Here is a 13327-nt window from a genome sequence, read left to right on the forward strand (position 1 = left end):
GTGCCGCGTAGTGGTGGTGATCACAAGTGTTTGAAAAAGAAGCGCGATACAACAGAACGGATGTGCGAGCCTCGCATGCCTCCGGGAATTGTTCTTTCGCCGCTTCGTTGTTGTTGATACGACTGACTGACTGACTTTCAAGGGACCTGAATTGAGAAGAGATGCGAAAGCCCTTGCGTGGGTAGCGCTTGCCGGCGCGGTATTGCTCCAGGGCTGTGCCGTGGTGCCCGGCATGGGTTCGGTGGAGCCTTACGAAGCAGGCGGCGAGTTGCCGTCCCAGTTCCGCTACCTTCCCGACGAAGCGCCCGAAGGTGAAATCACCCCGATCTCGCTGGCGCTGGTGCGTACGTTGGCGGAGGTGTCGCCCAAGGGCGTGCCACCTGATGTGCAGGCGCTGTTTGGCAAGGGCGCGCGCTACACCATCGGGTCGGGCGACGTTGTGGGCGTGATCGTGTATGACCACCCAGAGCTTCTTCCCAATGCTGGTGCCGTGATCTCGCAATCCGCCGACCCGACCGGGGTGCAGGTTGCGCCAGGCTTCATCGTCGATGCTGACGGTGAGATTGCCTTTCCTTATATCGGCCGCGTGCGCGTGGCTGGCTTGAGTGAAGGCGATGCTTCCGACCTGATCGGCAAACTGCTGCGGCCACACGTTCGCGATCCGCAGGTGACGGTGAGAATCCAGTCCTTCCGAAGCCGTCGCGCCTATGTAGAAGGCGAAGTTCGCACCCCGGGTTCGCAGATCTTCACCGACGTGCCCATGACGCTGAACGAGGCCATCAACCGTGCAGGCGGCATGACGGCCAATGCCAATCAGTCGGCCGTCACTCTCATTCGCGATGGCCGGTCGGTCCCGATCAACATGACGCGCCTGCGCGAGGCAGGCTACGACGGGAACAACATCCCCCTGAAGAACGGTGACACCGTTCGCGTGGCACACCGGGAAGACTCCAAGGTCTTCGTCATGGGCGAGATCATGGCGCCTGTTGCCCTGTCCATGCGCAGCAACGGCCGTTTGAGCTTGAGTGAGGCCTTGGGCGAGGCGGGTGGTCCGATGACGACCACCTCCAACGCCGGCCAGATCTACGTGATTCGCCAAGGCGCGACCGGCGCACCGGCCATCTTCCATCTGAACGCGAAAAATCCGGCGACGTTGGCGCTGGCAAGCCAGTTCCGGTTGCAGTCGCATGACGTCGTGTATGTCGACCCGGTGCCGCTGGTCAAGTGGAACCGCGTGGTCAGCTTGATCCTTCCGTCTGCACAGGTGGTCAACAACGCCAGCGAGGTTTACGTCAGGCATCGCTAGCCAAGTCTGGACCCAGACCGAGTTCTCTAGGTTCGTGTTACGGGTCTGCCTACTTTTGAAGTCAGCAGCCGCGAATGCGGTGTGGCGGCATGGCTCTTGACTGAGTCTGTCGCCAATTTTTCGTCTCCAGTGCTTTCAACATGCAAGTCATTCAATCAACTCAACCTATCGCGATCATCGGCCTCGGCTACGTGGGCCTTCCCCTCGCCGTGGAATTTGGCAAGAAGCGTCGGGTGGTCGGCTTCGACATCAACGCAAAACGCATCGCAGAGCTGCAGGGTGGACACGATCACACGCTCGAAACCACCAGCGAAGAGTTGAAGGCGGCAACGCAGCTGGCATTCACCTCGCATGCCGATGACTTGCGCGAATGCGCTGTCTTTGTCGTGACCGTGCCTACGCCGATCGACGATGCGAACCGTCCCGATCTGACGCCGCTGGTCAAGGCCAGCGAAACCGTCGGCAAGGTCATGCCGAAGGGGGCGATCGTTATTTTCGAGTCCACCGTCTATCCCGGCGCGACAGAAGAAGTGTGCGTGCCCGTGCTGGAGAAATTCAGCGGCAAGAAATTCAATGTCGATTTCTTCTGCGGCTACAGCCCGGAGCGGATCAACCCTGGCGACAAGGTCAACACGCTCACCAAGATCAAGAAGATCACGAGTGGCAGCACGCCCGAGGTGGCCGATGTGGTGGATGCGCTCTACAACGAGATCATCACTGCCGGCACACACAAGGCCGCCAGCATCAAGGTGGCCGAGGCCGCCAAAGTGATCGAGAACACGCAGCGCGACCTGAACATCGCACTGGTCAATGAGCTGTCCGTCATTTTCGAGCGCCTGGGCATTGACACCCTCGACGTGCTCGAGGCGGCGGGCAGCAAATGGAACTTCCTGCCCTTCCGTCCAGGCCTTGTGGGTGGGCATTGCATCGGTGTGGACCCGTACTACCTCACGCACAAGGCGGAGCAGGTCGGCTACCACCCGCAGGTGATATTGGCCGGCCGACGCATCAACGACAACATGGCGCGCTACGTGGCCCGCAACACCATCAAGTTGATGCTGAAGAACGGCATGGACGTGCCGCGCTGCCGCGTCGGCGTGCTGGGCATCACCTTCAAGGAGAACTGCCCTGACATCCGCAATAGCAAGATTGTGGACATGGTGCGCGAGTTCGAGGCATGGGGTGCCTCCGTAGAAATTGTGGACCCGTGGGCGGACCCCGAAGAGGTGGCCCGCGAGTACGGCCTTCAACTCGGCCAGGTCGATGCGGACCACCGGGTCGATGCGCTTGTCGTCGCCGTGGGCCACAACGAGTACCGCGGCGCGACGATGTCCGAGCTGCGTGCCTTGTGCCGAGGCGAGCAGCCCGTGCTGGTCGACGTCAAGAGCCTGTTCAACGCACAGGATGCCCGCGACAGCGGCTTCTCCGTGTTCCGTCTGTAAGCCAATTCCCGTTTCTTTCTCGACATGAAAAACTTTGCCCTCATCGGCGCTGCCGGTTACATCGCTCCACGCCACATGCGTGCCATCAAGGACACGGACAACCATCTCGCGGTGGCCTACGACATCAACGATTCGGTCGGCATCATCGACAGCATCTCGCCGCAGAGCGAGTTCTTCACCGAGTTCGAACGGTTCTACGAGCACGCGCAACAGCTCAAGCGCAATCCCGCGACCGCGCTGGACTACGTGGCGATCTGCAGCCCCAACTACTTGCACCATCCGCACATTGCCGCTGGCCTGCGCCTGGGTTGCGACGTGATCTGCGAGAAGCCCCTGGTGCCCACGCCGGAACTTGTCGACGAACTGCAACGCGTTGAAAAGGAAACCGGCAAGCGCGTCTTTAACATCCTGCAGCTGCGCCATCACGAAGCCATCCTGAAGCTGCGCGACAAAGTAGCCTCGGCGCCAGCGGACACCAAGTTCGACGTCGAGCTGACCTACATCACCTCGCGCGGCAAGTGGTACATGGAAAGCTGGAAGGGCGACAACCGCAAGTCGTTCGGTGTGGCGACCAACATCGGCGTGCACTTCTACGACATGCTGCATTTCATCTTCGGAAAGCTGCAGCGCAACGTGGTGCATTACAGCGGTACGGCCAAGGCGGCGGGCTATCTCGAATACGAACGCGCGCGCGTGCGTTGGTTCCTGTCCATCGACGCCGACGATCTGCCGGCCGACGTGAAGGGCAAGAAGACGACCTTCCGTAACATCGACATTAGCGGCGAGAAGCTTGAGTTTTCGGAAGGCTTCACCGACCTGCACACGGTGAGCTACAAGGAAATCCTGGCCGGCCGCGGCTATGGCCTCGAGGATGCGCGCCACTGCATCGAGACCGTGAACGTGATTCGCAGCGCGACGCCCGTCCGAGGCGAGCAGGGCGAAGTGCATCCGTTCGTTCGACATCTCGCCTGACGGACCGCGAACTCGGCATGGCATACAAAGCCCACCCCACCGCGATCGTCGACGAGGGCGCCCGCATCGGCGACGGCACCCGCATCTGGCACTGGGTGCACGTCAGCGCACAGGCGTCCATCGGCGAGGGCTGCTCGCTAGGGCAGAACGTCTACGTCGGCAACGACGTGACCATCGGCCACAACGTCAAGATCCAGAACAACGTCAGCGTCTATGACGCGGTGACCCTGGAAGACGACGTGTTCTGCGGGCCGAGCATGGTCTTCACCAATGTCTACAACCCGCGCTCGGCGGTCACGCGCAAGGACGAATACCGTCGAACCCTCGTGAAGCGTGGCGCGACGCTGGGTGCCAACTGCACCATCGTCTGCGGCAACACCGTGGGCGAATACGCCTTTGTCGGCGCGGGTGCCGTGATCAACAAGAACGTGCCGGCCTATGCGCTCATGGTCGGCGTGCCCGCCAGGCAGATCGGCTGGATGAGCGAATTCGGGGAGCAACTCGCGTTGCCGCTGAAAGGCACAGCAGAAGCCATTTGCGCACACACCGGTGCGCGCTACGTACTCGACGGCAATGCCGTGACCAAGTTGGATGCCAAGACGCCATGATCGAATTCATCGACCTCAAGACCCAGCAAGCCCGCATCAAGGACCAGATCGACGCCGCGATTCAGCGTGTGCTGGCGCATGGTCAATACATCCTCGGGCCTGAAGTGGCCGAGCTGGAAGAGAAGCTGGCGGCCTATACCGGCGCCAGGCACTGCATCACCGTGGCCAACGGCACGGATGCTTTGCAGATCGCGCAAATGGCACTTGGTATTGGGCCGGGCGATGAGGTCATTACGCCGGGCTTTACGTACATCGCCACCGCCGAGACTGTGGCGCTGCTGGGAGCCAAGCCGGTATACGTGGACATCGACCCGCGCACCTACAACTTGGACCCAGCGCTGCTGGAGGCTGCGATCACGCCGCGGACCAAGGCCATTGTTCCAGTGAGCCTGTATGGGCAGTGTGCGGACTTCGACGCGATCAATGCGATTGCTGAAAAACACAGAATTCCGGTGATTGAAGATGCAGCGCAGAGTTTTGGCGCTACCTACAAGGGGCGTAAGAGCTGCAATCTCAGCACCATTGCGTGCGCGAGCTTTTTTCCGAGCAAGCCGCTGGGGTGCTATGGGGACGGTGGGGCGATCTTCACCAACGATGACGAATTGGCAAAAGTGATGCGGCAGATTGCTCGGCATGGACAGGATCGGCGCTATCACCACATTCGCGTGGGAGTGAATAGTAGATTGGATACGTTGCAGGCTGCGGTACTGCTAACGAAGCTAAAAATCTTCGACGACGAAATCGCTAGCCGGCAGCGCGTAGCTGCAGAATACGATCGCCTACTGGGAGAGGGCGGCATTGCAGCCATTCCATACGTCGAGTCACATAACCAAAGTGCATGGGCTCAATACACCGTTCGTGTAAGCGGTCGAGAGGCGTTGCAGGCGAGAATGAAACAAGGGGGAGTGCCAACAGTTGTTCATTATCCAATTCCTCTAAATCATCAGCCTGCGGTGGCAAATGAGCAGACTAAGTTGCCTGTGGGAGACGCCGTGGCAACAGGAGTTCTGAGCTTGCCCATGCATCCTTATCTTAAGGAGGCGGATCAGAAGTTGATTTCGTCACTATTGGGCCAACCCCAATGAAATTCCTACGGGGCAAAACGTTCGGTATAGGTGGTTCTTGAAAGTCCGCTTAATCCAAGCAGTTGCCCTTCAATCACTGGCGCCCCTTCTTCTATTGGCGTTAAACATCGGAATAGCCAGAATTTGGGGGCCCAGTAGCCAAGGGGCTTTTGCTGCCGCTAAGTCTTGGTTCGATGTTCTTGTCGTTGTGGGTTGCTTCGGATTTCCCCAGAGTTGCGTCATTGCGATTAACAGAAACGAAGCTTCTCGAAAGTGGCTGTATGAAATCGCAGTAAGGTATTCTGCAATTCTCTTGCCATTTTTTGCAATTTCGTCATTCTTTATAAGTGATGCTCTGACGCCGACGCCGTTGGCAGCTGCTTTTCTTGCGTTTGGCGCAGCGAGCTGGGTGCTAATAAATATCTGGCGGGGCATTCTGCTGACCATCAATGATGGTCTGAGATTTCACCTGATTACGATTCTGCCGACAATAGGTCTTGTGCTTTCGGTGTTTGCCGGATTGATGATTGGCGTAGATTTAGCATACAAGATGCCGCATCTTTACGGCCTCAGTGGGATTTTCGTTTTACTCGTTGGGTCTTGGATATTTCCTTGGGCGAAAATCCGGATTTTTTCGGGAGGCGCGCGGCGCATTTTTGACTTAATTTCTAATGGCGCAGACGTTTTTATCCAGGCGCTCGCAACAGTTCTGCAGACTTTTATATGTCTGAAATGGTTAAGCGAATATTCTGGGATTTCCGAAGTTAGTTATTTTTCAATTTCCTTAACTTTGATGAATGCGTTGGTTTTTCCATTGCAGGCGATTTCCCCCGTTCTGCTGAATCGGTGGAGCAAGGGGGATAAGGCAAATGCGCTTCGAACCGGACGAAAGTTGATCTTATCCGCCGCAGGAGGACTTTTGATTTTTGCGGGAGGGTTGATTTTTTTTATTCCTCATTTCATCGATGGGCTTCTAGGTAAAGAGTTTGCGGCCGCGAGCGCAGTGTTAAAGGTTGCGATATTTGTTTCGATTCCATCCTTTATATTAAGGATAAATAATCTTCGCCTTTCGGCTATCGGCGACTTCAGATTCAATTCTTTGATGGCAGTGATGCGAATCGTTGTGTTTTTTGTTTTTCTTGAGATTTTCCGCCGAATCTTGAAAGAGAACTTTGGGGCTTTTGCTGCCGCCGTGTGTTGGCTTGGTGCCGAAATGATAGCGGCGTTGATCTCGGAATGGAGAGTTTTTCGATTTGCTAAAGATGCTAAATGAAATTTGTTTTATTTAATTTGCTTCGAGCACTTTCGGTATGGGCTTACTATCGGATGGGTTGGATGCGTGCCTCCTTAAAAGGTGTTCGCATTGACTGGTCGAGTAAAGTAAGTCCGCATGCGAGAATTTGTGGAGTCAAGGCCATCGGCAGCGCATTGATTGGAAGAAATGTTGAGATAGGGAGCGGGACATACCTAAGTTCTGGGTTAATTCAATGCGCTCGCATCGGTCGGTATTGTTCAATTGGTCCGGATGTCATCATAGGACCCAGTGAGCATCGCCTAGATAACTGGACAACCTCCCCTTTTGAGGCATTAGCTGCCGGGGAGTCTCCAGATACAACACAAAAGAAAGCTGAACCATCTGTAATCGGGGATGGTGTTTGGATTGGCGCGAAGAGTGTCATTTTGCAAGGGGTGGAAATTGGAAACAAAGCTGTTGTTGCTGCTGGAGCGATAGTCATATGTGACGTACCCTCTAAAGAACTTTGGGGCGGAGTACCCGCGCGCAAAATACGTTCGTTGGATTAGATTAAAAAAGTTTCGATGACTACACCGGTCAAATCGCGATCCTCGGGTACTCGCTTAGGCGATTTTCTTCTAGTATTACTACCGCTCCTACCATTTCTATCAGGCGAGATATGGATTCGATGGCTGGGAATTTTGGCGTTGTCGCTAACTGGACTCGCCCTTTTTATTGCCTTCTTGCGCCCATTGAGAGCTAGTCCAACTAAGGGAATACAGTACTCGCTTATTGCGCTGTTGGTCGTAGGGATTTTTAGTACTACAACGCTTCAACTTCAAGCCATTAATCAAGTGGTTCAAATTGGCTTGGTCGTGATTGCTGTTCGTGTCGTTCCGGTTTTGCCATACACAAAAAAATACGCCCGGCTAACGCGACTTGGGTGCATGTTCCTTTCGATATTTGCGTTAGTCGATTTGATCGGTGGATTTTTTGTGCTTGGAGCTAATGCGAATTTGTATGGAATCTTCGGCTTTTGCTGGGGTGCATTGATTCTGACCTTGTATAGCAGCGCGGGGCGAGGCGGAGTTTTTCGAGCCGGAGCCGCCGTTGCATTTCCCTTGCTATTGATCATCTTTTCGGGAAGTCGAGCCTCTTTGCTCGCAGCTGGCGCAGCAGTGCTTTGGTTTTCAATAAATAGATATATTAAGGCCAGAGGAGTGAAGACATTTCTCTCAATGGCACTGATTTCCATTCCTTTGGTGATCCTAGTCGGGATCAACCTAGACGTGTTCGAGTCTTTCCGAGAGATCTTGCCAACAACCGGAGAGAAAACAACTTTTTCTAGTAGAGACGTGATCTGGAAAAATATATTCTTCGAGGTTGTGTCGAACGATTACGTGGGTTTTGGATTGGGAAGCAGTCCGGCAAATATCCAGGAAGCCGCTAATGAGGGTCTGTCAGCTCATAACGGATTTATGCAAGTCTTTTATCAATTTGGTGCAATTGGATTGCTGTTCTACTTGTCGGCATTTTTTTTGTTACTGAAGGCTATGCGTCAGCGACCTGATCGAGGAGTGAGCGCCGCAATTCTTGTAGGTGGGATCACATTGGAAATGTTCGAAGTTGTCATGATACAAAATCATTTTGGATCTGGGCTTTTTATTTTCTTGTTGACTCTCTTGAACTCTTCTGATGCACAGCTCCTCCAAAAAAAATAATTTTACCCCGATGAAAATCGTGATTTTAGGAAGTGCATCGAGCATTCATATCGTTCGATGGGTGAATGCTCTAGCACAGAGGGGCCATCAACTTCACCTGATTGGTAAGGGAAGGGTTTCGCCCACGCTGGACAAGAGTATTGCGTTTCACGAATTGAAGATTGGCGCATTCGGCATTTTTTGGAATGTATTTAGGCTTCGGTACTTACTTCGAAAATTGAAGCCTGATATATTGAATGCGCATTACGCAACCAGCTATGGACTTTTGGCCCGACTCTCAAATTACAAGCCCCTGCTGTTATCGGTTTGGGGAAGTGATGTATACGAATTCCCAAGTAAATCCAAATTGCACAAGGCGTTGTTGCGCGGAAATCTGAAATCATCTACGGCTATTGGTTCTACGAGCTTTTGTATGAAACAGAAAGCCGCCGAGACCTTTGAGCATGAAGCTGTTTTTGTTACGCCGTTTGGAATTGATGTGGAGAAGTTCGCTCCAGAATTGCCCAATTCCTCAAAGAACTTTGAAATTGTAATTGGGACCGTCAAATCGCTTACCAAGAAATATGGGATAGACACTTTAATAAGTTGTTTTGACATTGTTTTGAAGGAGCTGAAAGGGCGAATTCCTGTTCGATTGGAAATAACCGGTGCCGGGCCAGACCTTACCGCTCTTCAAGACCAAGTCGAAGATCTGGGAATTCAGGAATTTGTGAAATTTAACGGTTCCGTGGATCATGATCAAGTTGAAAAAAAACTGCGGGAACTTGACATTTACGTCGCACTTAGCCGAAGTGAGAGTTTCGGTGTTGCCATTTTGGAAGCAAGTGCGTGTGGGAAGGCTGTAGTTGTATCGGACGCTGAAGGGCCCGCGGAGGTCACGATTAACAACGTCACAGGCTTGATTGTTGAAAAAGATGACCCAGTTGCGGCGGCTGAGGCGATCCTCAAACTCATAAATGATGATGCCCTTCGGCTAAAAATGGGGCAAGCAGGGCGGGAGCATGTTCTTGCTTCCTATAGTTGGGAAAAATCAGTTGACATCATGCTGGACGCCTACGCTCAGACGATCGAAATTGAGAAAAAAGCAAGATAATTTTTTGGTTTTCCTTGCTGGCTAAATTAATTCCAAAAAAATCCTCAAACTCTACTGATTTAGACTAATGAAAATATTGACTGTGATCGGCGCTCGCCCGCAATTTATCAAGGCTAGCGTGGTTTCTAAAGCGATTTCGGAAAGTAAAGTATTGAGTGAAGTGATTGTGCATACAGGCCAGCATTTTGATCAAAATATGTCTGAAATATTTTTTGATCAACTAAAGATTCCTCGGCCGAATCACCAGTTGAGTACTGGCGGCGGCTCCCACGGAGCCATGACCGGGCGCATGTTGATAGAGATTGAGCGCATTATCTTGGCCGAAAAGCCCGATCGCGTTTTGGTATATGGTGACACAAACTCCACATTGGCTGGAGCGCTCGCTGCCGCGAAGTTGCACACACCTGTTGCCCATGTGGAAGCTGGACTCCGTAGTTTTAACATGTTGATGCCAGAAGAAATCAATAGAATTCTGACCGATCAACTGAGTGATCTTCTTTTTTGCCCAACAGATGCTGCGGTGCAAAACCTAGAGAGTGAAGGGTTTTTAAATAAACGAGCTCAGATCCACAAGGTCGGGGACGTTATGCAAGATTCAGCACTGTTTTTTTCAAAAATCGCTAAGAACGTCGATGCCAATCTTTCAGATGGTAAGCAGTTCATCTTGGCGACTATTCATCGTGCGGAAAATACCGACGATGCTTTGCGGCTGACCGAAATCGTCTTGGCCTTAAACGAACTGCATCGAAAAACCGCTCCAGTAGTAATTCCCTTGCATCCTAGAACTCGGGCTGCCATCACAAAATTAGGCCTTTCTCTGGAGGCGACAACAATTGATCCACTCGGTTATCTGGAAATGATTAATTTGTTGCAGCGTTGCAGTCTGGTCTTGACTGATAGCGGAGGGCTCCAAAAAGAAGCATTCTTTTTCGGTAAATATTGCCTAACTATAAGAGATCAGACTGAATGGGTGGAATTGATCGAGATAGGTGCAAATAGACTGGTTCCTGCCGACGTTGAGATTATTGTCTCGGTTGCCAAAGAAAATCTTGGCCGGCCAGTTCGGGACGAACAAGATCTATATGGAGGAGGTACAGCTTCTCAGCAGATCGTGGAGCTTTTGGAGCGATGATTTCCACAAAGAATAGGGTCATCTGGTATGTGCACCCGTATGCCGGAGGGCCAGGGATCGGTCGCTATAGTCGGCCCTATTTCCTAGCCAAAAATTGGATTCAAAGCGGACACGAGGCGACAGTCTTTTCGAGTTCGTATCACCACCTTCTCGACGCGCCCCAGGCTGAGGGGGAGCTCCTAGTTGGAAAAGTGCCTTACTGCTTCGTTAAGTGCCCTAGCTATTCGGGTAACGGATTTGGGCGCTTGTGGAACATGCTGAGGTTTTCTTGGAATTTTTTTAGGAATTCTGCCGACTATATTGAGAAATATGGAAAGCCGGACGTGCTGGTTGCATCAAGTCCTCATCCGTATATATTTTTGGCTACTCATTTTGTCGCGAAAAAATATAGGGCAAGCTCAATCTTCGAGGTTCGAGATCTATGGCCTCTTAGCTTGGTGGAGTTGGCTGGAGTTTCGCGGTTCCATCCATTGATTATCTTGACAGGGTGGATCGAGCGCTTCGCATACAAAAAAGCCGACCACGTCGTCTCTTTGCTGCCTAATACCTTTTCTCATATGGCCGGTCGCGGAATTTCCGTAGATAGATGGAGCTATATTCCTAATGGCATTGAGGCCGAAGAGGCTATCCACTCAGATGTCGATCATGAATGCATCGCCCTAGCAAAAGAATGGTCCTTGAACGGAGATGTCGTATTTTTATATGCCGGTGCATTGGGGCGTCCGAATCATCTTGAGTCTCTGATAGAGGCAATTAATATTCTAAAACGTCGGGGAATTTGCGGAATAAAATCAATTATCGTTGGGCGTGGCGAGCAAGCGGCTGAACTGAAGCAGAAGATTCGGGATTGCGACCTATCCCAAGAAGTTGAAATGTTCGACCAGATCCCAAAGAAATCTGTAATGCGATTGATGCAGGTGGTCGACGCGGGATATATTTCTCTCCGCCCAGAGGCTATTTTTAGATTTGGAATTAGTCCAAATAAATTGTTTGATTATATGTTGGCCGAGTTGCCCGTGATTTTTGCCGTTAAAGCAGGGAATGACCCAGTTGCAGAGGCGGGTTGTGGATTTTCGGCTGAACCCGGCAGCGCTGACGATGTGGCGAATGCGATGCATAAGATATTTTCTCTTTCTCGGCTGCAACGAAAGGAAATGGGTAGGAAGGGACGCTCTTATGTGTTAGCCCATCATGATTACGCGAGTCTGGCGCGCGCCTATCTCGATCTAATTAATTAGGAGTAATTAGGATTATGAGATGCTTGATTACTGGAGTGAATGGTTTTATTGGTAGAAATGTGGCGAGCGAACTGTTAAGCAATGGCTATGAAGTTATTGGAGCGGGGCGCGATGCCGAGAACAAAAATAACCTTGACCATTACTCCGTAATGGGGTCTATCGATGCAGACACAGACTGGGCGCCAGTGCTAGAAAACGTAAACGCTGTTGTGCATTTGGCGGCGCGAGCACACGTGGTGCGCGATAAGGCAAAAGAGCCGCTTGAGGAATTTCGACAAGTGAACGTTGAAGGCACCATGCGACTGGCAAGGCAAGCCGAACAGGCGGGAGTTCGGCGATTTTTATTTATTAGTTCAATTGGTGTTCATGGGAATACGAGTCGTGAGCCATTTAGATTTGATGATATGGTCTCCCCTTTGGAGGCGTATGCCATTTCGAAGTGGGAGGCCGAAAAACAGCTTTTTGAGTTCGGCAAAAAAAACATGATGGAAATTGTTGTAATTCGGCCGCCGCTGGTCTACGGGGCACAGGCCCCAGGTAATTTCCGTCGACTGCTCTCGGCTTTAAGAAAGAATGTGCCTTTGCCATTTGGGGCTGTATACAACCAACGAACGCTTGTTTCTATTGGAAATTTGGTAAGTCTTATTCGACGGTGCATCGAGCACCCGGCTGCGGCGAATCAAACATTTTTGGCCGGCGATCGGGAGGATATTTCCACAACGCAATTGCTTCGGAGGCTGGGAGATGCGCTCGGTCATCCAGCCCGACTTCTTCCTGTGCCTGTGAAGTGGCTGGAGCTAGCCGGCGCCATGGCTGGAAAGAAGGGGGTAATTCAAAAGATTTGCGGCAACTTGCAAGTCAACATCGATAATACTTGTGAAATTTTGGAGTGGATGCCGCCATATTCTTTGGATGAGAGTTTTAGGCAAATGGCCGAAGGATTGAATGATGAAGCGCGCGTTTGATTTTCTTGGGGCGCTGTTTTTTATTTTGTTTTTTTTGTTTATTTTTATAATTTTAGGATTGGCTGTGCGATTCACTTCTCATGGGCCAATGATCTACTGGTCGGAGAGGGTCGGCAGGAATAATAAAATATTCAAAATGCCAAAGTTTCGCAGCATGCGCGTTGGCACACCCGCCCTAGCAACACATCTGCTCTCGGACCCGCTGGCGCATTTAACGCCCATAGGGGCTTTTTTGCGCAAGAGTAGCCTCGACGAATTGCCCCAACTCTGGAGCATTTTGGTGGGCGATATGAGTTTTGTTGGGCCTCGCCCGGCGCTCTTCAATCAGCAGGATTTGATCGACCTGCGGACGCAGCATGGGGTCCATGTACTGGTGCCCGGTCTCACGGGCTGGGCACAAGTAAACGGGCGCGATGAGTTGCCCATTCCGGCAAAGGTGCAGCTTGACGTCGAATATCTTCAGCGTCGCTCGTTCTGGTTTGATATCCGCATCCTGTGGCTTACCTTCGTCAAGGTGCTGAGGCGCGAAGGCGTGACGCACTGAATATGGGA

At 52.1% G+C, this 13327-nt stretch carries 13 protein-coding genes; all 13 read left to right on the forward strand.

Annotated elements, in window-relative coordinates; genetic code table 11:
- Positions 1-232: 232 nt before the first annotated feature.
- Complete coding sequence (locus tag RZE79_RS05585) at positions 233-1306, forward strand: polysaccharide biosynthesis/export family protein (protein ID WP_319361104.1); 1074 nt, start codon at positions 233-235, stop codon at positions 1304-1306.
- Positions 1307-1446: 140 nt separating this feature from the next.
- Positions 1447-2748, forward strand: coding sequence for a Vi polysaccharide biosynthesis UDP-N-acetylglucosamine C-6 dehydrogenase TviB (gene tviB / locus RZE79_RS05590; RefSeq protein ID WP_319359353.1), 1302 nt, complete (start codon positions 1447-1449; stop codon positions 2746-2748).
- A 24-nt stretch (positions 2749-2772) separates the two neighbouring features.
- On the forward strand, positions 2773-3720 hold the full coding sequence (locus RZE79_RS05595; protein WP_319359354.1) for a Gfo/Idh/MocA family oxidoreductase: 948 nt from the start codon (positions 2773-2775) through the stop codon (positions 3718-3720).
- 17 nt (positions 3721-3737) lie between these two features.
- Positions 3738-4328 (forward strand): acyltransferase, encoded by a 591-nt coding sequence (locus RZE79_RS05600; RefSeq protein ID WP_319359355.1) that lies wholly within the window; start codon positions 3738-3740, stop codon positions 4326-4328.
- Positions 4325-5413, forward strand: coding sequence for a DegT/DnrJ/EryC1/StrS family aminotransferase (locus RZE79_RS05605; RefSeq protein WP_319359356.1), 1089 nt, complete (start codon positions 4325-4327; stop codon positions 5411-5413). Before RZE79_RS05600 ends, RZE79_RS05605 begins: the two co-directional genes overlap by 4 nt.
- Before the next feature lie 37 nt (positions 5414-5450).
- Positions 5451-6665, forward strand: coding sequence for a hypothetical protein (locus RZE79_RS05610; RefSeq protein WP_319359357.1), 1215 nt, complete (start codon positions 5451-5453; stop codon positions 6663-6665).
- Positions 6662-7195, forward strand: a complete 534-nt coding sequence (locus RZE79_RS05615; RefSeq protein ID WP_319359358.1) for a DapH/DapD/GlmU-related protein — start codon at positions 6662-6664, stop codon at positions 7193-7195. Before RZE79_RS05610 ends, RZE79_RS05615 begins: the two co-directional genes overlap by 4 nt.
- A 15-nt stretch (positions 7196-7210) precedes the next feature.
- A complete protein-coding gene (locus RZE79_RS05620) occupies positions 7211-8347 on the forward strand; it encodes an O-antigen ligase family protein (RefSeq protein ID WP_319359359.1) in 1137 nt (378 codons plus the stop codon).
- Positions 8348-8357: 10 nt separating this feature from the next.
- Positions 8358-9440 (forward strand): glycosyltransferase, encoded by a 1083-nt coding sequence (locus RZE79_RS05625; RefSeq protein WP_319359360.1) that lies wholly within the window; start codon positions 8358-8360, stop codon positions 9438-9440.
- Between the two features lie 67 nt (positions 9441-9507).
- Positions 9508-10572 (forward strand): non-hydrolyzing UDP-N-acetylglucosamine 2-epimerase, encoded by a 1065-nt coding sequence (gene wecB / locus RZE79_RS05630; protein ID WP_319359361.1) that lies wholly within the window; start codon positions 9508-9510, stop codon positions 10570-10572.
- Entirely contained in the window at positions 10569-11810 is a 1242-nt protein-coding gene (locus RZE79_RS05635; RefSeq protein ID WP_319359362.1) for a glycosyltransferase family 4 protein, read from the forward strand. Before wecB ends, RZE79_RS05635 begins: the two co-directional genes overlap by 4 nt.
- A gap of 14 nt (positions 11811-11824) precedes the next feature.
- Positions 11825-12775, forward strand: a complete 951-nt coding sequence (locus RZE79_RS05640) for an SDR family oxidoreductase (protein ID WP_319359363.1) — start codon at positions 11825-11827, stop codon at positions 12773-12775.
- The gene (locus tag RZE79_RS05645) at positions 12759-13319 is read left to right on the forward strand and encodes a sugar transferase (protein ID WP_319359364.1); all 561 of its coding nucleotides are present in this window, start codon (positions 12759-12761) and stop codon (positions 13317-13319) included. Before RZE79_RS05640 ends, RZE79_RS05645 begins: the two co-directional genes overlap by 17 nt.
- Positions 13320-13327: the final 8 nt, after the last annotated feature.

This window comes from Variovorax sp. EBFNA2 (assembly GCF_033802765.1).
Classification (GTDB): Bacteria; Pseudomonadota; Gammaproteobacteria; order Burkholderiales; family Burkholderiaceae_C; genus Variovorax; species Variovorax paradoxus_H.